Below are 25,015 nucleotides of genomic sequence, written 5' to 3' on the forward strand. Positions count from 1 at the left end.
CCATGGCCGGCAACTACTCCGCCGACATCCAGGCGATCCTGCAGGGCTCCAGGCACCTCGCCGACGCCGTGCGCCACGGCGACGAGATGCTGCCCCGGTTCGAGACCGGCAACGCCCGGTACGCGGGCTGGTGGGGCGTGGAGGGCGGCGACGACGACTTCGCCAACGCGGTCGGCGAGCAGGTCCGCCAGGAACAGCAGCAGGTGACGGACACGGTCCTGGCCATCACCAGCGGGTTCATGGCGCTGGTCGACGCGGTCGCCGCGGAGGCCGACCACGTGCAGCGGCCGCAGGTCCAGGCGGTGGAGGACATCGAGACGCACGGCTCGGAGAGCGAGAACAGGCGCTGAATGGCCATCATGTTCCCGCCCGGCCTGCGGGAGTTCATCGAGGTCTGGGTGGGCGCGAACGTCGCCACCGGCAACGAGGACCTGGGCTTCGACAGCCGTAACCCCTACAAACGGCTGGCCGACGACGTCAGGGACCTGTCCGACGCGATGAAGGGAGCGATCTCCACCGCCGGGAACTCGCTCCCGCCACGGATCGCCGACGAGTTCGTCGCGGCGATGAAGCTCTTCGTCGACGACAACGGCCAGAACCACCTGCAGAAGTTCTCCGACGAACTCCGGGAGCTCGGCTCCCGGCAGATCGACCGCTCGATCAAGCTGTCCGAGGGGAAGTACCAGATCCTCATCGAGTTCATCCTGATGAACATCGAACTGGCTCTGATCGCCGCCCTGGCCGTCTTCACCGGCGGCACGTCGCTCACCGAGATCGCCCTCCAGAAGGCGCGCACCGCGCTCACCATCCTGCTGATCCTCCAGCGGCTGGGACGCGCCGTCCCCACACCGCTGTCGGTGCTGCTGGAGGCGATCCAGGAGGCGTTCGTCTCCTTCGCCTCGCAGCTGATCTCCATGACCGCGCCGGACGACCCGGAGCGCCGGCGTATCCGGTTCGACTGGAAGGACATCGGCCAGTCGGCGGTGACCGGCGCGTTGGCGGGGCTCTTCGGGGGCATCTTCGGCGAGGTCGGCGGAAGGTTCATCAACAAGTACTTCAAGAACAACAACTTCTGGAAGGAAGCCTCCGAGCTCCCGTTCAGCTTCATCAACGAGGGGCAGGCGGAAACCTTCGCGGAGGCGTTCACCGGCCTCATCTTCCTGGGCACGTTCACGCTCAACCCCGGCACGTTCCTGAGCGCCGGCCTCAGCGGTCTGCTCTTCGAAGCGGCCTCCACCGGGGCGGAGTTCGGCGGAAAGTTCGCTCACAACAAGTTCTTCCAGAACTTCGACTTCGGCTCCGACTCCGTCAACGACCTGCCGGGCGGTGGCAGCGGGAACGGCGGCACGGGCGCGAACGGCAACCGGTACGGGTACGAGGACCGGTACGGGTACGACGGCGCGAGCACGTACCAGGACCTCCACGACGACACGTACAGCGACCCCTACAGCGTCCCGACCTCCTCCTCCACATCGCCGTCGCCGTACCGGTCGGACAGCGACGACCCGGTTCCCCACGCCGGCGGCATCGACGACACCGCGTCGGTCTTCAGCGACTTCAGCGACACCAGTGATGCCGCGTCGGTCTTCAGCGACACCAGCGATGCCTCGTCCGTCTCGTCGGTCTCGTCCCTCCCGGACCACGGCACGGTTCACGGCGTCGACAACAACGTCAACGCCTCCGGACTCCCGGGGGCGACGGGCGCGGGCAAGCCGTCGTCCTACGTCTCTCCGCCGAACGCGTACGACGACGCCTACCGGGACTCCCTGGTGGACGACACCGACACCGTCTTCTCCACCCTCAGCCCGTCGGTGATCAGGAGCCCGGGGACCGACTGGTCCGCCGGCACGGACGACACCCCGCCGGTGAACAAGCAGGACACCGCCGGCTCCGCCGCCTCCGGACTGCCCTCGGCCCAGACGGGCGGCAGCAACTCCGCACCGGACGGGACCGGACGACAGCGGTCGGCGGACGACGGCACGACCCGGTTCACCCCCGAGGAGCGGGAACAGCGACAGCAGAACCCGCAGGCGCCCCTCGTGCCCCCCACGGCACCCGCCCCGTCGAGCGGCACGTCCCCGGGCGGCCACGCCTCGCCGAACGCCACCCCGCAGCCACGGCCCCAGACCACACCGTCCGGCGACCAGGCGGTCACTGTCGAGCCGTCGCCCCCGGACGACGTCCGTACCCCCGCACCCGAGGAGTCCGAGCAGTCCCGCCCGTCCTCCGCGGTACCGAAGGCCGAGACCCGGCCCACGTCCGACGTCCCGCAGCCCTACCGGCCCGTACGGACCGAGTCCGAGGAACTGCCGGCCACCACCGGCTCCACTGCGGAGCCCACCCCGGTCGTCTCCCGCGAGGTGCCGCCCGTCCAGCCCGTCGCCCTCGACGAGACGCCGCTCAGCTCCCGGGCACCGGACGGGATCCCGACCGGGGAATCCTCCGGGCCGGGCTCCCCGGACTCGGTCGACATGATCCTGGACTGGGAGGACGACCAGGACGCGGCCGAGCCCGAGTACGAGTACGAGCCGGACCCCGAGCCGGACCCGGCCACCGAGGCCCTGTACGACCGGCTGCTGGCGGACGTCTTCGGTCCCGCGATCGGGACGAGCCCCCTGCACCCCGCCCTCCGCGACACCCTCGTGCACCTCGACCAGCTCCGGCAGGCCGTTCCCGCGCTCCGCGACGGCCCGCTCGACCTGGACGCCCTGACCCGCCAGGTGCTGCTCCTGGACCCCGCCCATCCGGTGACCCACGCGCAGCGCGGCGAGCTGTTCCGGGTGGCGATGGACCCGGCGGTGGAGTCGGCGGGCAGCCTGGCCGCCCTGGCCGCCTTCCACCTGGAGCTCCGCGGCGTCCTGTCCCCCACCCAGGCGCTGACCGCCGACGACGGCGGCGTGTGGGGCCGCAACTGGACGAACGCCACGATCCCCGACCTCGACCTCACCGAGGTGGGGAAGGTGGCCCGGCAGCCCGACGGCACCCTGGGCCGCGGCGACGTGGAGCCCGCGCCCTGGCACCGGCCCGGCGAGCCGAAGCCGTACGTCGTCATGGCGGAGGGCGACCACCGGCGGATCGTCGTACGCGGTTACGACGGCGTCCCGCGCCAGGTGCCGATCGACGTGTTCGCCGAACTGCTGGCCCGCGACCCCCGGCTCGCCGCGCTGCCCCCGGACACCCCCGTGGTGCTGCTCGTCCCCGACGCCGGTGCCCGCGGCCTGGACCTGCCGCGCCAGGCGGCGGACCGCACCGGCAGGGAGGTCTGGTCGGCCAACGGCACCGTGAAGGTGTCCCCGCAGCGCGACCCGTCGCGGCCGTACGTCGTCTCCCTGCTGTTCGGGGAGGGGCTGCCGCGCGCCGACTGGATCCGCAGCACCCCCGGCCAGGTGCTCGACCCGGCGGAGCGCGAGGACGCGCCGGAGTGGGAGCGCGAGGTGCTGTCGCACAGCGTCGTCGGCGACGGGGGCGCGACCATCGGCAGAGGCGTGTTCGAGGGCTCCGAGGCCCCGCGCCGGATCGCGGCGCTGAAGCTCGCGACGCAGTCCTCGGAGCTGTGGCACTACAACCCCGTCACCAAGGACGCGGTCAAGGACGACGAACCGGTCCCGTTCGCCGGAAAGCCGGTGTACGTCTTCAGCGCCCACGCCCGGCCGGGCGCGACCCGGGTGCCGACCACGACGGACCCGGGGCACCACACCCACCAGCGGGAGACCGGCGGGATGCTCAGGCGGCGTCCGAGCCTGGCGCAGCTCCCCAAGGACCACGCCGTGCTGATGGAGGCGTGCTCGAGCGCCAAGCCGCCGGGCGTGGTCCGCACCCGCAGGGGCATCGACGACACCTTCGTCCCCGACCCGCTGGCGGTCGTCAGCGAGAGCCAGCACGTCGCCAACGAGACCGGACGTACGGCGTACGGCGGCACCCACATGGTCAGCTTCGCGACCCTGCCGGACGGCAAGTTCGTCCACCGCCTCTACACGGACTCGCGGGGGCGGCGCGGCCGGTGGGTGGAGCACCGGCCGGAACCCGCCGGCGCCCTGCTCGACGACCGCGCCCGCGCCGCGGGCCTGCACACGGACCCCGCCCGGCCGGTCACGGACGCCACCCGCGAACGGACCCTGCGGCTGGTCCGCGCGCTGCGGCTGGCCTTCGGCGCGGCGATCGAGGACGACAGCCGGTACGGCGAACTCCTCGCCGGGATCGGCGCGCTGGAGACCATGCGGGCGGCCGACCCGGCCCTGCGCGACCTCGGCCCGTTCTCCATGGACCTGTTCGAACGCGCGGCCCACGCGGACCGGCCGGGCGACCGGGGCCCCGACGCCTACCGCGACCTGCTCGTCCGGGCCGCCGACACCGTGCGCGGGCAGCCGGACACCGTACTCTCCGACTTCGTCACCCTGCCCCACGTCACCGCCGCCGCACGGCGTCTGGGCGGTCTCCCGGACCAGGAGCTGGACACCGAGGCCGCCCGCGTCCTGCGGCTCCCCGACGGCCCGGCGGGCGTCGGGGACGCCGAGCGGGCCCGGCTGTTCTGGGCGACGGTGAAGGCCCTGGAGTGGGAGAGCCGGATCCCCGACCCGGACGCCCTCACCGGCAGGATCCTGCACCTGGACCGGCCCGACCCGGCCCGGCGGCCCGAGCTGCTCGACCTGGTCGCCCAGGCGGCGGCCGTCGGCGTCGACGTGGACAACCCGACCGAACTGGGCGCGTTCCACCTGGAGACCCTGGGCGCCCTCGCGCCCCGGACCCAGTTGCTCGGCCTGAACGGCGTGCCGACCGGGCGGCGCTGGTCCCCGACCCCGCCGAACGCGGCCCCGACCACGCTCACCGACCGTGTCGTCGTCGCCGCCCCGCAGCAGGGCGGCGGCTACCGGGCCGTGGGCCAGGAACGCCCGCCGTGGAGCACCCCCGGCGGATCACCGGCCTACCTGGTGTGGGCGGGCGGCGGCCGGGACCACCTCCTCATGACCCTGCCCGGCGGCTTCCGCGCCCGCGTCCCCTACGACGAGGTCGCCGAGCTGCTGGCCCGCGACCCGGTGCTCAACACCCGCCCGCAGGACACCGCGGACGTCGTCCTGGCCGTCCCGAAGGCGGCCCCGGCGGCAGCCGCCGGACCGGCCGCCGGCGGCACCCCGGACACCGATCCGCGGGCCGTCGTCAGCGCCGGGACCGGCCGTACCGTATGGGCCTCGCAGGGCAGCGTGAGCCTGGCCCCGACCGGGCCGTCCCGGCCGTACGTCCCCTCCCTCCTGCCCAGCGCGCCGGGGCGTCCCGCGGCGGCCGACTGGGCGGCCGTCCGGCCCGGCGACCTCACCGCGCCCGGCACCGGCGACACCGGGGTGGACGACGTCACCTTCGCGGACCGCCCCGGGACCGAGGCCCCGCCCGAGCCGCCCGCCGCCCTCACCGACCTTCTCGACCCCGGACCGGTCGGAGGGCTCGACACGCCGTTGCCGAACCTGGACGGCGTGCTGGAGGGCTTCGACACGCCGTTGCCGAACCTGGACGGCGTGCTGGAGGGCTTCGACACCCCGCTGTCGGACCACCAGGACGACGGCATGGACGGGGACCGGGCGGAGGAGCTCACCCCCGAGGAAGCCCGGTACCGGGAACTGCTGGCGGACCTCTACGGCCCCGCCGTCACGTCGAACCCCCTGTACCCGGACTTCCTCGAAGGGCTCGCGCGCCTCGACCGGCTCCGCCCGGTCGACCCCCTGTTCGGTCCCACCCCGCTCGACCTGGACCGGGTGGCCCGCACGGTGCTGCTCCTGGACCACTCCGCCCCGGTGAGCGACGCGCAGCGCGACGAACTGTTCCGGGTGGCGACGGACCCGGCGGCGGGGTCGGCCGGCAGCCTCGCCGCCCTGACCGCGCTCCACCTCCGGCGTCAGGGCGTGCTGTCACCCACCCACGCCATGACCACCGGCCTCGACGGACGCCCCCGCGGCCGGGACTGGACCACCGCCCACGTCCCCGACCTGGATCTCACGAACACGGGAAGGACGGCACTCCGGTCCGACGGCACCCTGGAGCGCGGCGATGTGACCACCGCGCCCTGGCACCGCCCCGGCGAGCCGGAGCCGTACGTCGTGAGGGCGGACGGCAACCACGAGCACATCGTCGTACGCGGCTACGACGGCGCCCCGCGCGAGGTGCCGCTCGACGTCTTCGCCGAACTGCTGGCCCTCGACCCGGAGCTGGCCGGACTCCCCGCGGACGTTCCCGTGGTGCTGCTCGTCTCCGGCGCCGGTGCCCGCGGTCTGGAGCTGCCGCGCCGGGCCGCGGACCGGGCCGGCAGGGACGTGTGGTCGGCCGACGGCGGCGTGGACGTGAACGCGCAGCAGGATCCCTCGCTCCCGCACGTCGTGTCCCTGCGCGGCGTCCGGGGCAGGCCGCGGCCCCACTGGATCCGCAGCACTCCCGGCCAGGTGCTCGACCCCGCACAGGCCGCGGACGCCCCGCTCTGGGAGCGGTGGACGCTGTCCCACACCATCGTCACGGACCGGGGACCGATCGGCAGGGGCGTCTTCCGGGATACTGAGCACGCGCAGGTGCTCGAGGACATCCGGCACGCGACGACGGCGACGGACCTCTACCACCACGACCGCGTCTCCGGGAAGTGGACCAGGGACGACCAGCCCGTACCGTTCGCCGGTAAGCCCGTGTACGTCTTCGCCGCGCACGGCCTGCCGGGCGAGACCCAGGTGCCGACCCTGGCGAACCCGGACCACCGCACCCGGCAGGAGCGGACCGGCGGGATGCTCAAGCGGCGTCCGAGTCTGGCGCGGCTCCCCGAGGACCACGCCGTCGTGATGGAGGCGTGCTTCAGCGCGGCACCGCCGAGCGTGATCCGCATGCGGCGGGGCGTGCACGACCTGTTCGCCCCCGACCCGCTGGGTGCCCTCAGTGAGAGCCAGCACGTCGCCAACGAGACCGGGCGCACCGTGTACGGCGGCACCCACGTGCTCGGCTTCGCCCGGCGGGACGGCAAGGTCGTCCACCAGATGGTCACGGACTCGCGGGGACGGCGCGGCAGATGGGTGGAGCACCGGCCGGAACCCACGGGCGCCCTGCTCGACGACCGCGCCCGCGCGGCGGGCCTGCACACCGACCCGGTGGGGCCGGCTTCGGAGGCCGTCCATGAGCGGACGCTGCGGCTGGTGCGCGCGTTGCGTCTGACGTTCGGAGTGGAGATCGAGGACGACAGCCGCTACGGCGAACTCCTCCGGGGCATCGGCGCTCTGGACGCCATGCGGCACGCCGACCCGGCGCTGCGCGACGTCGTGCCGTTCAGCCTGGACCTGTTCGAGCGCGCGGCCCGCGAGATCCGCGCGACGGAGCACGCCGACGTGGACGGCGAGCCGGGACCCGACGCCTACCGGGATCTGCTGGCCAGGGCCGCCGACGTCGTAAGCCTGAATCCCGGCGCCGTGCTCACCGACCTCGTGACCCTGCCGCACGTGACCAACGTGGCCGAAGGGCTGGCCGGTCTTCCGGAGCAGGACGTGAACGACGAGGCCGCCCACGTCCTGGGGCTGGACCCGGACCGGGCGCTCATCGGGGCGCCCGAGCGGTTCCGGCTGTTCTGGGCGACGGTCAAGGCCCTGGAGTGGGAGGGCCGGACCCCCGACCCGGTCGCCCTCACCGGCAGGGTGCTGCACCTGGACCGGCCGGACCCGTCCCGGGTGCCCGAACTCCTCGACCTGGTGGTGCGGGCGGCGGCGGCCGGTGCGGACCTGGACAACCTGACCGAGCTGGCCTCGTTCCACCTGGAACTGCTGGGAGCCCTCTCCCCGGACACCGGGCTGTTCGACGACAAGGGGGTCCTGGCCGGACGCCATTGGGCGCGGGGCTCGTCCGCCCTGATGGTGGACGCCGACAGCGCCTTCGTCATGGCGGCGACACGGGACGGCGGCCACCGCCCCTTGTACCGGGCGAGGATGCCGTGGACCACCGACCCCACCAGGCCCACGCCGTACCTGGTGTGGGGCGAGACCGGGGCGACCCGTCTGACCATGGACCTGCCCGGCGGACTGCGTGTCCGCGTGCCCTACGAGGAGGTCGCCGAGCTGCTGGCGCGGGATCCGGGACTGAACGCCCGCCCGCAGGACGCCGACATCGTCCTCGCCTCCTCGCACACGACGCCCGTGGTCCAGCCGGCACCGGAGGCCAGGAGTGCCCTCGGTACCGGGACCGGGCGTGGCGTATGGACCTCACCGGGGGCGATGGGCCTGCTCGCGCAGGACGACCCGTCGAGGCCGCACGTCCTCGCCCTGCTCCCCCTCGGGGACGGCGCGCGTCAGCGGGACCGGGACTGGTCGGTCGTCCGGCCGGCCCTCCAGACCTCGACGAGCACTCCGGGCACCACCCTCGCGGCCGGATCCACGGAAACGACCACGCCCGCTCCCGGCGTCACGCCGTCCACCGACCCGGTCTCCACAACGGCGACCGTCACGACCGTCACCACGTCCAAGGCACCGCCCCCACCGCCCCCGCCGTCTCCGAACGCCCCGCGCCTCGACCCCGCCATGGGACCTCCGCCGGTACGCCGCACCCCGGCCCGGTTCGAGGACGGCAGGCGGATGCCCGCGTACGTCGACGACCTCCGGTCGCTGCTGCCGCCCGACCTGACCGCCGCGGAGATCGAACAACTCCTCGCCAATCCGAGCACGTTCGGTCAGAGCACGGTCCTCCTGCGCGGCACCGAACAGGCCCTGGACGCCATCGACCGCGAACTGGAGCGCAGGCCGGACGCCCGGCCCGCGGACCACACACGGCTGCTGGACGACGTCCGGCGGACGCTCCGGGACAAGCCGAAGACGCTGGCGGACGGCGGGGGGCGCCCCTTCCCGTACGTCACCGCGGACGGGAAGGCGCGCGTCCTGTGGGTCAGGGCGCGGCACCACGGCAACTGGGCCCCGTTCGACGACGGCATCGGCGACTCGACGAAGATCGACAGCATGCACCGGGCGGCCGCGACCTTCGGGCTGACCAAGAACATGCAGGCCAACTCCCAGTACGGCCTCGGCGGGCCGATCGGCCCGGCGGGCGCCGCGGCGTTCGGCGGCTTCGGCCGGCTCGCCGTGCGGTTCGGCTTCATCGACAAGGTCGGCTACACCCTGACCGACCAGCGCATGAACCAGATGGAGACCCGGACGCTGGACAAGTCGCGGGCGTTCCTGGACGACATCCACTACGAGATCCGCGTCACCGACCCCGCCGGACGGGTCGTCACGGGCATCGACCCCGGGCCCGGCACCGCCCCCGATCCCAGGACCGACCGGGCCGTGCCCGCCCGGTTCTCCTTCGGCGTCCGCAAGGGCCTCCTGGTCCGCCTGCCCGACAGCGTCACGAGGATCCCGGAGCCGGGCCGGATCCCCCGCTCCATCGACCTGGACCGCAACTCCCAGTACCGCTTCGTCCGCATCGAGGGGTTCGGCCCCGTCGCGGCGATCCGCGACTGGGCGGCCCGGCAGATCGGAGCCCTCCCCGGCAGCTCCGCCTACACCGAGCTGGACATCTTCTTCTCCGGCGACAGCTTCCAGCGGCACGGCGGCACGATGGCGCGCGGCCGCATCACCACCCCGCCGCTGTTCGCCGACGACAGGAAGAAGTCACCGCTGGGCGTCTTCGTCGTGGAGGAGCTGATCCCGCGGACGGCGATCCTCGTCGGCGAGACCGACCAGGCCGAGATGCGGGACATCAACACCTCGACGGTCCGCAGCGAGCGCAGCCGGGCCGACGGCAGGAGCCTGCTGCTGCAGGCCGTCGCCGGCCCCGCCTTCAACTTCCACGACCCCGGTACGGCCCCCTTCGACCTGCGGCTCCAGCTCGGGCCCGTCCTCCAGGCCTCGTTCGCGAAGACCTGGTCGGTCGGACTCGGCGCGGCCGGCACCCTCAAGTCGGCCGGACAGGTGAAGGGCCCCAGGACCGCGCTCTACCTGGTCGTGAAGTCGGTGCGGGTGCGGCGGGCCGGTGACAACGCGCCGCCGACGCGCTTCCTCACCTGGAGCCTGGACCGGATGACCAGCTCCGAGGCGCGGCGGCTGGCCGGATGGGACGACGGGACCACACTCGCCCTGCGCAACGGCGCCGCCCCGCCGTTCGTGCCGCCCTATCTGACCGTGGACCGCCCGCGCACCCTGGGCATGCACCGGGTGAAGGAGTTCACCTTCGACGACGGCCTGCGCACCCGGGTCACCCCGGACGCGGCGGACGGCGTCGGCCGCACCCTGCTGGACCGGTTCGCGGACGGCGTCGTCGACGCCGTCTCGCACCTGAACCAGGACCTGGTGGTGCCCCTCGACCAGCTGCTGCCGCCGAACCTGCCGAAGGGCTGGCGCACCCGCTTCAACGACCTGCTGGGGCGCAAGCCCGACCAGGTGCTCCAGGCGGCCCGGAGCCTGCCCGTGCCGCCCCGGTGGACCGATCCCGTCAAGTACCGGATCGCGCTCCAGAACACCCTGCAGATCCTCGGCGTGCTGTCCCAGCAGAACGTCACCGCGAACCTGGAGGCGCTCACCACGGTCGGCCTGCCGGTCAGGCTCACGGACCCCGACTCCGTCGGGACGGTCTACTACACCCTCCGGGTGCACGGGACGCTGACCGGGCGACGGTACGAGGGCAAGGACATCGACGAGGGCATGCGCTTCAGCGCCCAGGGCATCGACCGGCTCGAGGGCCAGGAGAGCGCGAAACGAGGCCTGGAGCTGGGCTTCGAGGGCACGTTCTCGGGCCGTGACAACAACGTCGACGAGACGGCGGGGCTGCCCCGGAACACGCTCGGGCTGACCCTGGGCACACGCTGGGGCCGGCAGTGGGAGACGGAGACCACCTTCGGCTCGACGGTCACCAACGAACCGATGTCGGTGAGCAACCAGCCCACCCACCTGTACCGCTACGACCTCGCCCTCATCGCGAGCCTGAGCGGCTACTGGCGGCCCCGCGGCCTGATCCGCGGTCTCGGCCTCGGGCTGCCGGGTCTGCTGGTCCTGGACGAGCCGGTCAACGTGCTCTTCGGCCGGACGCCGCGGGGCCACCTGCGGGGCGGCGGCCCGATGACCGGACAGGTGCTCATCGGTGTCCCCGTACAGCACACGCCCGACGCGGACCCGCACGCGGACGGGGCGCTCAACCCGTACCTGTCCGACGAGCCCGCCCCCACGCCCATGACCACCGAGCGGGCCCTCGCCCTGGCGAAGGGCGACCTCGTCCTGCCCGCGGGACCCGGCGCGCAGCAGCCCGCCGGACGGCTCGCCGACCGCGGGACACCGCAGTTCAAGGAGTTCCGGCAGCACCCGTTCGTCATCGTGAACGTGGTGCTGTCACCCACGCTGACCGCGGAGGTGGACCGGGTCCTGCGGGCGGCGTCGGGCAGCGCCTGGCAGCTGGTGAAGGAGGGCGCCCCCACCCGGGACGCCATCGTCCGCACCTTCACCCCCCAGTACCTGACGTCGAGCTTCGACCAGAGTTCGGGGCCGCTGGGCCTGGTGGGCAGCGGCCTGCTGGGCAAGGGGCCGTACGGCGAACTGTGGGGAACCTTCCGGTACGCGACGACGGTCGGGAACCTGCGCGCCCTCACCCCGCCGATGTCCATGGACACCGAGATGACGCTCGGCGGCACCCGCCAGGCGGCCGGCAAGATCAGCAACAGCACCAGCTTCGTCTTCGGCGGCCAGCTGGTCTACTCCGTCGCACAGAATCCGGGACACGGACTCATGGGCGCGTACGGAATCGTCGCCAACCCCGTTTCGAGGACCGGTACGCACAGTCTCAGCGTCGTCCGCACCGTCGTCGCGGACATGAACCGCAAGGGCTTCACCCACCAGGTGCTCGTGGCCGGCGATGTGCAGCACTGGTTCGCGCTGCTCTCCAGCCGGCTGGGCACCGGCCGCGTCGGAACGGCCGCGGCGGGCAGCGCCCTCGTGCCGCGTTCCCTCGCCGGGGCCGCGGGGACCGCGCTGACCAGCCCGGGCGGCCTGCTGGGGCACCTGCCGGAGAAGAGCGCCCACCGGATGGGGCTGATCGACGACGGGCTGGGCGACGTCCCCCGCTACACGAGTCGGGTCTGGACGCCGCAGCCCTGGATGCGCGGCGCCGCCTTCGGCACGTACGCGGTGAACGCGCTGGACCCCACGGACGTGCTGCTCGCGTTCGACAAGCGGATCGGGAAGCTGGGGCTCGACGAGGGGAGCCGGGAGCGGATCCGGCAGCTGGTGACGGGCCGTGCCACCCGGGCGCTCAAGGGGGAGATGACGACCACCGGCCCGTCGACCCTGGTCAAGGCCGGCGGCTGGGGCTGGGACAGCGTCCGGATCGGCAGCCGGCGGGTGCGGGCACGCGTCGAACTGATCCCCGGGACACCCGTGTTCGACGGACTCGACCACAGCGCCGAACTGGAGGAGAACCGGCGGGCGATCGAGACCTCCCAGCAGAACTCCGAGTTCTCGGCCGGCGCGGACCTGGGCTTCCTGACCAGCCAGATGGTGCACACCGGCAACCCCCAGGTCGTGGCCGCCGGACCCACGTACACCGAGGGCGGCTCGAACCGGAAGACGGTCGCGTCGAGCCACACGGTCACCACCGTCACCATCTACCGGGCGGCGTCCACCGAACCGCACGCGGAGGTCGTCACCCCGTACCGGATGCGCATCACCCTGGAGGCCGACGACACCCCCCACACCGGCGCGCCGGCCGACCCGGACCTGGAGGAGGCGCAGTCCACGGCCCTCGACCGCTTCCGGGGCAGGCTGAGCATCGTCGAGGAGGGCGACGTCGGCGAGCTGCGCGAGCACGTGCCGCTCAGCCTGATGGAGCCGGCGCCGTCACCGGCGGGGGCGGACGCGACCGGCGCCTCCGGGACCGGCCGGCTGCTGCCCGCGCCCGACCCGGCGGCCGACCCCGCCCTGGCCGGTCCGCCCCGCCCGGTGCCGCTCCCCGGGGTGGGGGAGAAACTGACGGTCCGGGACGGGGACGGCGTCACACGGCCGTTCACCTTCCCCGAGAACGGCATGCACCCCCGCGGGATCATCGGCATCGAGAACATCCGCATGGCCGGCGACCTCCTCCTCACGAAGGCGTACGACGCCGGCTTCTCCCTCCGGGCCCTGGAGGCCGAGGACGATCCCGACGACGCCGCCCTCACCGAACTCCTGCGCAGGACCAGGGAGACCGGACTGACCCGCCTGGGCACCGGCTCGGCGCAGGCGCTGGAGGACGGCATCAGCGGCATGGCGGCCACGGCGTTCTTCCCGCGCACCACCGAACCGGACGGCTACCAGGTGGCGGGGCTGACCGAGAAGTCCCTCATGGGCACCGACACCGGACAACTGACGCTGCGCTCGGCGCCCGACTTCAGCCGCGCGCTGCTGCTGACGGTCGCCGACGGCAAGAAGCTGGAGGTGCTCAGACGGTACGGGGACAACGCCGGCACGTCGTCGTCCGTCGAGCACAGCCAGTCCTCGGGCTTCGGCGGCGCCTTCCTGTACGACTCGCCCAACAACGCGGGCCTCAACCAGATCGGCGCCTTCGGCCCCGGCCCCAACGACCTCGACGGTGACGTCATGCCGGTCGGGGACGACCACCTGACCTCCCGCAACCTCAAGCCCAGGACGGGCCGGACCTTCCTGTTCGCCGTCCCGGCCACCTGGATCGGCGTCGGCGACGTGCACCGCGGCATCCTGGACTCCAGGCTCGCCGACCGGATCCGGGGCGGGACCTTCGCCAAGGCCCGGTCGGGTCCGCAGGCGATGGAGTCCGAGGCGTACGTCGTCACCTGGATCCGGGAGGACGTCGCCCGCGACCTGCGGATCATCACCGACGCGAACTTCCCCGAGCGCGTCGGGAAGGCGTGGGACGCGGTCGAGAGCGCGAGCAAGGCGTGGGTCGACGCGGACAAGGCCTACTGGAAGAAGCGGCGCGCCTCCGGCGGGCTGCGCGCGGACCTCGACGCCGCGCAGACCGCCCTCGACGAGGCCGCCGGGGTCGCCCGCGCGGCGGCACGCCCGGTCGACCTCGCCCGGACGGGCGTCGAGGACGCGGACAGGGCCCTGGCACAGGCCGAGGCCGACGCCCGCCGGGACCACGGCATCGCGGACGCGAACGTGGCCGCCGCGCGGGCCGAGGTCGACGCCTTCACCGACGACGAGTACGGCGCCGCACCCGAGCACGACGGCTGGGCGGAGCTCCTGCGGGACGAGCAGGACGCCGCCCTGGCCCGCCTGGACGACGCGGAAGAGGCCGCCGGGAAACTGCGGAAGGCGGCCGACCTGCGGCTGGAGACCGCGCGCACCGAGAAGGCGTTGGCCGACGGGCGGCTCGACGCGGCCCTGCTGTCCGCGCGAGCGCCCGGCCGGGCCCTCGACGAGGCCACCGCCCGCCGGGACGCGGCACGCGACGCCTTCGACACCCGGCGCGCCGAGCTGGACGCCCTCAGGGACACGGCGGAGAAGGCCGCGGCGGAGTACCACCGGGTACGGGCCGGGGCGGACCAGCTCACCCGCTGGCACCGGCTCGCGGCCACCGCGGAGGGCCGGGAGGAGCTGGACGGTCTCGCCGAGCCGCCCGCGGTGACCTACCAGGCCCCGCCCAAGGCGCCCGTGGCCAAGCCCCCGGCCCCGCCCCGCTACACCAGGACCGGTACGGCACCGGACACCGTCCTCACGTCACCCGCGAACGAGACGTACACGCTCCGGGACGTGCCGAGGGACGGGGACGCCTTCTTCCGCGCGCTCGCCCTCGGCCTCGAACACGCCGCCCCGGGCCTGCTGGCCGCGCAGGGCATCGACCCCGCCGGTCCACGGGTGGTGTCCGACCTGCGCCGGAGGATGGCCTCCTGGCTCACCGACCACGCCGACGAGGACCTGCTGGCCGCCGTCGCCCCCGACCACACCGACGCCTTCAGCGCGGAGGAGATCGCCGCGGCGGGCCTGGACCTCGGAACGGACACACCCGCCCGCCGTGAGTTCGACGGCCTCGACGGTCCGATCCCGCACGCCGTCGAGCTGACCCGCGAGGTACGGGCCAACCTGGCGATCACCCAGCTCCTCCGACGGGGTGACGCCCCGTCGGAGGCCGGCTGGAACCACGGCGCGGCGGACCTGCTCCCGCTGCTCGCCGCACGCACCTTCGGCGTGCGCGTCACGGTGGTCGGGGGCGACGGCGCCTTCCAGGCCTTCGCTCCCGAGGACCCGGCGGGCGCCGGCGACCTCCAGGCACTCGTCGGCACCTCCGCCCACTCCGGCGCACACGTGGTGCTGAGCCTCGACGACCGCCACTACCGACCGGCCCTGCCGACCGCCCCGACACCGCCGAAGGACCCGCAGCTCCCGGCGCCGAAGGCCACGGACCCGCAGCCGCCGAAGGGCAAGCAGCCCGTGCCGGAGGAGCCGCAGCTCCCGGCGCCGAAGGCCACGGACCCGCAGCCGCCGAAGGGCAAGCAGCCCGTGCCGGAGGAGCCGCAGCTCCCGGCGCCGAAGGCGAAGGCCGTCGCACCGGAGTCCCAGCCGCCGCACGTTCCGCCTCAGGGGGACGGCAAGAAGGGCTCCGAGCCGCAGCGCGACAGCGGCCGGGCGAGGGGCCGCCGGGTGCCGGTGCCCGGCACGGGCGAGTGCCTCCTGTACTCCTTCATGGCCGGCGACCCCGTGCACATCCGCGGCCGTCTGGGCGGCCTCGCCGCCACCGACCGCGCCGCGTACGACTGGCTGGGGAACCCCGACGCGGTACGCGGCGAGCTGCGCCGGCAGGCCGGGTCCGGCACCGGGGCCGGCCCTTCCCGGGCCGTGCTCCGCGCCATGCGGTCCCACGTGGAGGACTACGTGGGCCGCAGCGGGGGGCGGCTGCACCCGCAGATCACCGGCCAGTTCCGGCAGACGGTCGCCGACGAGTTCGGGGCACGCGTCCGGGGAATGGACCGGGCCGGGAGGCTGGCCCTCCTCGCCCACCACGGCGTCCGGCACGTCCCCGTGCCCGAGGCCCTCGACCCCGCCGACCTGCTGACCCGGTACGTCGATGCCCGCATGGCGTCGCGCCCCGCCGACCCGGAGGTCTCCCCGGGGGACGCCAGGGCCGTACTGGAGGTGGAGGCCGGGGACCTGAGCCCGCGCCGGATGTTCGAGCACCTCGAGCGGCACGGCCTGCTGCCGACGCCCGACGACCTCGACGACCGCGCACTGGCCCGCCTGCTCGGTACCGCCTACACGCAGAGCACCGCGCCGCTGGACGACACGGAACTGCCCAGGCTCATGGACGCCGTCGTCAACTGGGAACACCGCTGGGGGACACCCGAGGGAGAGATCTTCCTGCCCCTTCTCGCGCACGCGTTCGACCTGAGGGTCGACGTGGTGCGGTCGCTCCCGTCGGGTGCGCGGCGGGTCAGCGGCGCCGGGCCCGACAACGCCACGCGGCGGACGGAGGTCTACTACAACGGCGTCGACCACTACGACGGCAGCGACGCCGAACCCCGCGACCGGTTCGGTGACCCGGTCCTCCCGAAGCGGATCAAGGACGAGGAACGCGACCAGGACGGCGACGTACGGCTCAACCCCCTGTGGGTGCCGCTGGACGAGGTCGATCCCGACCTGCTGATCACCGGCAACCGGGACGCGGTATGGCTGTACACGGTCACCGACGACGGGCGGGTGATCCTCGGCACGGAGGACCTGAGCGGGATCGTCACGCCGGAGCAGTTCGACGCGCTGCTGGCGGGGATGCGGGAGAAGGACCCCGACCTGACGGCGGACTCGCTGCGCGAGGCGCTGGACGGGCTGGGCCACACCGGCATCGCCGCCGGTCACGTCGCCCCCGGCGAGGAGAACGCCGGCCGGACGCTGCCGGGGCGCAGCCGGGTGTCCGGCGAGTTCCGCTGGAGCGAGAAGCTGCGTTCCTGGGTGGTGAACGACAAGTCGGGCCGCTACATGAGCGAGTCGGTCCGGCCGGGTCTGGACGCGGCGGAGGCCGCCGACTGGCTGACCAACGTGGCGGCCCTGTTCAGCGCCCGGCTGGGCGTCGTGGTCCGGACCGACCAGGTGAAGACCGCCGCGACCGTCCCCGCACCGCCCCCGGCCCCGCCGAAGGAACCCGCACAGCCCCCGCCGCCCGCGCCCCCGCCTCCGCCGACGGCGCCCACCGCCACCGCGGCCGGCCGAGGTGTTCCGGCTCCCCCGGCCACGCCGTCCGGTGACGACACCGGCAAGCTGGACGTCGCCCGCCGGGTCGGTGCCGTGCTGCACGGCCTCGGCCACCCGGTGGTGCTGTCCGGAGCCGCCCGCGGCCGGGTGCAGTCCGGCCTGCCCCGGCCCCTGGGCACCGTGGAGTTCCAGCTGCCCGCGGCCGCCCTGCCCGCCGTCGCCGGGATACGCGCGGCGCTGGAGCGGGAGCTGCCCGGGGCGTCGGTGCGGGTCCGGTCCGGCCCGGGCGGCGGCCGGGTGCTCGACCTGTCGGTGAACGGCGTCGACCTCACGGTCACGGCGGTGGACCGGCCGGCCTCCGGCACGGTCACGGCCGACGGCTTCACCGTGCCGGCACCCGCGGACTCCCTGGCCGACGCCGCCCTCGCCCTGGCCACCGGGACCGACCCGGAGCTGCGCGGACGCGACCTCCTCGACCTGCTGTGGGCGCTGCACCGCACCCCCGCCGACGGCCCCCGTACGGTCACGCAGGTCCTCGCGCGCGAGGACGCCTACCGTTCCGCGCGGCCCGCCGGCGCCGCCCCCTCCCTCGCCGTACGGCTCAGCGAACTGCTCGACTCCGCCGCCCTGGACCGCGACGCCCTCGCCCGCCACGAGGAGACCTGGAGCACCCTCGGCGTCACCGACGCCGACCTGCCCGCGCTGCGCGCCGAGCTGACCGCGCTCGCCGGCGGGCTGAGGGCCCGTCCGGAGGTGACAGCGGACCCGGTCCGGGCCCTCGCCGCACGGCTGCCCGACCTGTCCGCCGCCGACCGTGACGCGGCGCTGGCGTCGCTGTCGCCCGCGGACCGCGAACGGCTGGCCGCTGATCCCGCGCTGGTGGACGCCCTGAGCGCCGGACTCACCTCGACCGGGCGCACCTCGACCGGACGCACCCCGGCCAGGCTCACCCCGGCCGAGTTCGCCTCGGTCGCGGCGCGCCTCATGACCCAGGTGCCCGACGGGGTCGAGCAGCCCGTCTCCGCCGGTGACCGGGCCCGTACCCAGATCGCCCGGATGCTGCAGGACCCCGAGGTCACGGCCCGGCTGCTCAAGAAGGGCTCGCGGGTCCTGGTGGTGCCCAGGAGCGAGGCCCTGACCTCCCTGGACGCCTTCCGCTTCCTGCGGGACGCCGCCACCGGCGACGGCCGCCCCTGGGACGACGTCCGCGGTATCGGCACGCGCACCGCGGCCGTCACCGAGGAGAACCTGCTCGGCGAGCGCACCACCGTCGGCACCGGCAAGTCCGCCTACCCCGACGGCTACTCGACCACCCTGCACGAATTCGCCCACACCATCCACCTGCACGGTCTGGACCCCGTCGACCGGCAGCGCATCACCAACACCTTCCGCACCACCACCCGGGCCGGCGAGGCGGGCAACTGGCCCGACGGCCCCCTCTACGGCCACGACGCCGACGGCCGCCGCAGCGCCCCCAACTACAGCAGCCGCAACGAGCGCGAGTTCTTCGCCCAGCTCAGCAACGTCTACCTCATGGCCAACGGCGGCAACGACCCCTACACCGGGCTGCCCCGCAACAACGCAGGACCGGAGTGGGTGCGCACCCGCCAGCCCGCCCTGTACCCCCTGCTGCGCCGGCTGTACGGCGAGGGCCCCCGGCCGGAGCCCCGCCACCCGCGCAGCGTCGAACCGGTCCGCCCCCGCGGGGCGCGTCCCGCGGACGTCAACCCCGTCGAGGCCACCGACGTCGAGAACGAGGCGCTGGCCCGCGCCCGTGCGCTGTGGGACGTCGCCGAGGGCGAACCGGGTGACGGCGGTGACTCCTACACGGCCGTCCGCGCCCTGTGGGACGGCACCACCGGCACCCACACGCCGCAGCCGCACCCGCCCGCGCCGCTGCCGCCGCCGCACCCCACTCCGGTGCCGGCCGTGGGGTCCGCCGCCGCGCCGCCGCCCACCGACGGCGCGGTCCAGCAGCGGCTCCAGGAACTGTGGGCGCTCGTCGAGGCCACCTTCGGCTCCCAGCCGCTCCCGCAGGAGCTGCGCACCGGGCTGTTCAACGCGCTGCGCGTGATCGAAGCGGCGCGCGCCGGGCACCCCCGCTTCGGCGCCGCCCTGGACCTGGACGGCATCACCCGGACGCTGTTGCACCTGGCACCGGACGAACCGGTGGACGCGGCCCGGCACTACGAGGCCCTCACCCTCGCGAGCAGCGCCCACCGCCGGGGCCGCGCCGGCAGCCTGGACGCCATCGCCGCCTACGGGCTGACCCGGCAGGGTTACCCGCAGCAGTCCGCGCTCAGCGGGGCCGACGGCGCGCCGTACGGCAGGAACTGGACCGGACGTCCCGGCATCCGCCTGCACATGGACGTGGTCGCCGATCCCCGGGGCGTCCGCCCCTCGCCCTGGGGGCCCGCGGCCTACGCGGTGGTGGCCGAGCGGAACGACGGGGGGATGCTGCTGGCGAACGGGAAACCAGTGTCGGACGAGGAGTTCGCCGAACTGGTGCTGCACGACCCGGGACGGCGGCCGGACGTACCCGTGGTGATCCTGATCGCGGAGGAGGACGGCCGCAACGAGGTCCTCGCACGGGCGATCGCCGACCGCACCCGCGCCCGCGCCTGGTTCACCTACGGCGACCTGCGGCTGGAAACGGCTCCGGACGGCCGCCGGGTGCCGGTCCTGGCCGCGCCCGCCCCCGGGAGCGATCCGGCGGGGACCTGGATCCCCGCCGACCCGGGACTGGTCCCGGACGACCCGGCGGCCACCGTCAGGGCCGCGAACGGCACCGTCTTCCCGGACGCCGACATCCACTCGTATCCGCTGGTCACGGTGGACGGGCAGACCCTGACCGGGCGGGCGTTCCTCGACGCGCACGACATGGCGCTGCGGGAGGAGGCCCTGCGGGTGGTGTCCGCCATCCAGCACTACACCAACGTCATGGAAGGGCTTCCCGGCGTGTACGCCGGGAAGCAGAGCGGCGCGCTGCCCCTGCCGCGGGGCCTGGCCGACTCCTACGTCTTCGTCGGCCACGGCGACAGCGGACGCACCACCGTGCCCCGCCGCAGCACCGGCGCCAACCAGGCGGTCCACCCCCGGCAGCTGGGCCGGATGCTGGCGCGGCGCAAGAGCATGCAGGCGCTGTCCCCCGACAAGCCGGTGTGGCTGCTGATCTGCGAGCTGTCCATGACGCGCGCCGACCAGGACCTGCTCGCCCATCCCTCCTCCGCCCAGTACGTCGCCAACGAGACCCGCCGCACCGTCTTCACCGTGGACCGGCAGATCTCGCCGAGCGAGGCCGAGGGCGGCCTGCCGCCGCACCTGGTCGTGTACGACGACCCCGACAACCCCGCGGGTCACGTCGAGGAGTTCCGTCCCGAGCCCGGGACCGCCGCCCTCGACGCGCTCGCCGACCTGGGCGGACTGCCCGACCGGCTGCCGGGGCGCACCGACCGCGCCCTGCACTGGGTACGGGCCCTGCGGCAGACCCACGGCGTGCACATCGACTCCGACCCGGCCCGCGAGGCGGAGTTCCACGAGCTGATCGAGGGCTTCGGCGCCCTCGAGAGGCTGCGGTTCCAGGCGGCCGGCAACACCGGCCCCGGCCTGCTCACCTGGGGCGGGCTCCGGCACATCGCCGGCCAGTACGCCGCCCGGCAGGGCTGGGACCGGTCGCTGACCGCCGGCTCCCTGGCACACCTGCTGCACGCCGCACACACCGGCCGGCTGCGGCCCTCCGACACCGCGGACCCCACCGCCCCCGCCGCGCCGCCGGCCTCCACCGTCACCCCGGCCCCGACGGACACGGTGCCGCTGTCGGGCCCCGACCCCGACCCCGACAACGACCTCGACTCCGCCCCCGACAACGACGAGGCCGAGAGCGTGGCGGCGCCGGACGACGCCGGACCCGCCGAGCCCGCCCCGGCGCCGCCCTCCTCCCGGTCCCGGGTCGCCTTCGAGCACCGCCACCGGGACATCACCGATCCGGACCAGCGCCGCCGACTCGCCGAGCTGGCCGAGCAGATCGTGCTGTCCGGCCTGCGGGACCTCAGGGCGGGTCTCCGGCTCCCCACGATCACGGTCACCGGTTACAGCAACGGCCCGCGCTTCGCGCTGTCCGGTGACGCCGTCGAGCACGCCGGGACGGTCGGCCGGCAACGGGCGGACGCCGTGCGCGACCTCCTCCTCGAGGAGATCCGGCGTCAGCTGGAGCTCAACGAACAGAGCGTGCGCGACGTCGCGGAGGTACGCGGCGGCACGGTCCGGGCCGAGGACTTCACGGTCGTCACGGAGAGCGGCGGCCGGGACATCGGCGCCGTCGGCCCGATCGACGGCGCCACCGGGCGGGCGGCACGGCGCCAGGCGGTCGTCACGGTCGACCGCTCACCCCTGTCGGAGGCCGCCGCCCGGCTGGCGGAACTGAGCCCGGAGGACTTCGGCCGGCCGGACTACTTCACCGGCCCGGACCGGCTCGCCGGGAACCTCCTGCACCTCGACGACAACCCCGGGGACGACCCCGACTCGGACGACGACTCGGACAGCGACGCGGACGGCGAGTCCACGGACTCCCCTCCCGCCCCGGTGCGCTTCGACGCCGACGACCTGTCGAACCGCGTACGTCGGCTGTACGAGCTGGCGGCCGAGGCGATGGCCGCCGGCCGGGCGACCAGCACGGCGTCACTGACCGCGTACCACCTCGGCCGGCAGGGCCTGCTGTCCGACGCCACCCGCCTGACCGCACCCGACGGCACCCCGCTGGGCCGGAACTGGACGGGCCGGCCCGCCCGGGACCTGGACGTCTCCTCGTACGACGTGGTGGACGGCGACGACCGGGACCCCCGGCCGGCACCGTGGGCACGCCGGCCCGGTGCTCCCCTCCCGTACGTGATCGGGACGAAGGACGGCGACCACACCAAGGTCCGGCTGGTCCTGCCGGACGGCAGCAAGCGGTGGCGGCTGTCGCCGGAGGAGTTCGCCGAACTGCTGGCGCAGGACGAGGAGCTGGCGGGCCGTGAGGACGCCGCCGAGGTGGTGCTCGTCTCGCCGCACGCCGGCGCCATGGGACTGGACCTGCCGCGCAGGGCCGCGGCCCGGACGGACCGGACGCTGTGGTCGCACAGCGGCGAGACCGCCCTGAAGCCGCACCCCGACACCGGCCGGCACCGCGTCGAGGTGACCGACGACCGGTCCCTCGGCGACGAGTCGATGGGCGAGTCGGCGGGTGAGCCGATGGGTGAGCCGGTGGGCGAGTGGATCGCCAGCGACCCCGGCGACCTGGGGCCGGACGAGGGACGGCCGGAACCCGGGGAAGGCGTCCTGCGCACGATCGACGGGAGGACCCTCCGGGACGCGGACGTCAACTCGGTCACCCTCACCGACGAGGGCCGGCCCGTCGGCCGCGCGGTGGTCAACGGCGCCGACCTGCTCCGGCGCGAGCCGTGGCTCCAGGATCTGGTCCGGTCGACGGAGTGGTCCGTCTACGACCCGGTCACCGGCGAGCCGATCGGGAACCCCCGGCCGGTGCCGTGGAAGGGCCGCAAGCCCTACTTCTTCCTGGTCCACGGCCTGCCGGGGCAGACCCTCATGGTCGAGCGCATGCTCCAGAACAACGTTCCGGTCCGGGGCACGGAAACCGGCGGCTACCTCCGGCGGCGCCCCAGCGTGAGCCGGCTGGACCGGGACACCCCCATCGTGTTCCTGTCCTGCTGGGGGAGCGGACCGGAGGGGTACACCGCCGCCGCCCTGAAGCGGAGCCGCCCGTTCGTCCCCGACCCGCTCGCCGTCTCGTCGGCGGCCCAGGACGTCTCCAACTCGACACGGCGCGACGTCTACGCCCCGGACCGGGAGCACCTGAGCCGTTACGCGAAGGGAAAGCTGTACGACCACGGCATCGGCACCACCCCGGCGAACGACCCGGTGGACCTGGTGAGGCTGCGCCCCGAACCGACCCCGGACGAACTCGACGTCCTGGCCGCGCGGGCCGGCCTGGAGACCTCCCCGGACCTCACCCCGGCCATGGCCCGGGACACGGCCCTGCGACTGGTCCGCGCCCTCCGGTCGACGTTCGGCGTCGACGTGGAGGAGGACAAGGACGATCCGGCCGGCACGTACCGCCGACTGCTGCGCGGCATCGGCGCCCTGGAGGTCATGCGCCGCGGGGACGGGAACCTGCGGGAGCACGGGGAGCTGACGCTCGACCTGCTCGACCGGGTCACCCGCGCGCACCACGGCCTGACGACCGCCCCCGGCACCCGGCCCGCGCCGCCGGACCCCGACGCCGTACGGACGATGCTGGAGGCCGCGTCGGCGCGCCTGTCCACCGACCCCCGGTCCACGCTGCCCGACTTCGTCCCGCTGCCCTCCGTGGACCGGGCCCGCGCACTGATCGGCCGGCACGATCCGGACCGGTGGGCCCGCCTGGTGCTGGGGCTGCGCCCGTCGGCGCACGTCACCGCGGCCGACCGGCAGAACGCGCTGTGGGCCACGGTCCAGGCCGTGGAGAGCGTGGAGAACCACCCCGACCCCGACGCCCTGACGACCAAGGTGCTCCACCTGGGCACCGGCGAGGATCCGCGGGACGAGACCCTGCGGACGGACCTCCTCCGGACGGCGGCCGCGGCGGCGGCCCTCGGCCGCGACGCCCACGACCCCACCGCGCTCGCCGCGTACGACCTCGAACGCAACGGCGCGCTGGACGACCGCACCCTCATCACCTCCGTGAACGGGACGAAGGCCGGCCGCAGCTGGACGGGGAGGCCCGCCCCGAGCCGCATGTGGGCGGACCGTTACGTGATCTCACCCGACGGCGGCCTGGGCAACAGCCGCGGGGCCCTGGCGCCCTGGCACCGGAAGGGCGCCGGGAAGAGCGACCACCCCGGTGGATACGTACTGGACATGAGCGGCACCACCCCGGGACAGGTCGACATGCCCTGGCCGGACGGCACGACCCGCCCGGTGCCCTACGAGGAGATCGCCGAACTGCTCTCGCACGACCCCGTCCTGGCGCGGCTGGACCGGGACGTCACGGTCGTCCCCGTCGGAGCGGGGGACGCCGGCCTGGCCGAGGCGATCGCCGCCCGGACGGGGGCCGCCCGGACGGTGTGGCTGCCGACGCGGCCCCTCCGGCTCCTCGACCGGCGTCCGGCGGTGAACGAGAGCCTCCTCGTGCTGACCTCACCCCAGGACGACACGGGAGCCCACTGGTCGGAGACCCGTCCGCCCGAGCCCGAGCCCGAGCCCGCGCCCGAACCCGCGGCCCAGCCCTCCGGACCCGCCCCCGAGGTCATCACGGCCGGCGACGACACCCCGCTCCAGGCGCCGCCGTCCGAGGAGGCCCGGCGCCGGTGGATCGTCGGCCGGGTGAGCGCGGAGGACCTGCCCGGCGACCCGCCGGGGTTCACCGGCGCCGAGACCGTCACCCTGGCCGAACTGAGGGACGCGGGCATCGGGATCACTCCCGGAATGGACGTCGAGGCGCAACTCGGCGGAGGCGTGCGGGGCAGCGGACTGGCGCCGCTCGACCAGGTGCGGCTGCTGCTGGCCCGCCCCGGCCCGTGGCCGGACGCCCTCGACGCCGTCGCGGCCGCGGTGTCGCGCCGGATCTGGCGCTCGGCCCTCACCGACTTCGAGAGCACGGCCCCGGGCCCGGACGCCGCCCGGACGTGGGACACGGCCCTCGGGCTGCTCCTGCCGGGCGATGCGGACGCCGTGCTCGCGGACTGGCGGTACGCGGCGGAGGCGTACCGCGACGCGGTGCGCCGGCTCGCCGTCCTGCTGGCGGCGAAAGGGGCGGACCCCCGGACGGTGGCGCGCCTCGCCGCCAGGTTCCGGGAGATCCTCGGACTGCCGCCCCTCGGGACGGTGAACACGGGTGAAAGCGAACAGGGGTGAAT

2 protein-coding genes are annotated in these 25,015 nt (G+C 74.5%); both read left to right on the forward strand.

Annotated elements, in window-relative coordinates:
* Positions 1-2 precede the first annotated feature (2 nt).
* Positions 3-350 carry a hypothetical protein gene (locus tag GL259_RS26950; RefSeq protein ID WP_159535896.1) on the forward strand — a complete coding sequence of 116 codons (348 nt, stop codon included), beginning with the start codon at positions 3-5 and terminating at the stop codon, positions 348-350.
* On the forward strand, positions 351-25,013 hold the full coding sequence (locus GL259_RS26955) for a lonely Cys domain-containing protein (protein ID WP_159535897.1): 24,663 nt from the start codon (positions 351-353) through the stop codon (positions 25,011-25,013).
* Positions 25,014-25,015 lie beyond the last annotated feature (2 nt).

The organism is Streptomyces sp. Tu 3180, assembly GCF_009852415.1.
GTDB lineage: Bacteria > Actinomycetota > Actinomycetes > Streptomycetales > Streptomycetaceae > Streptomyces.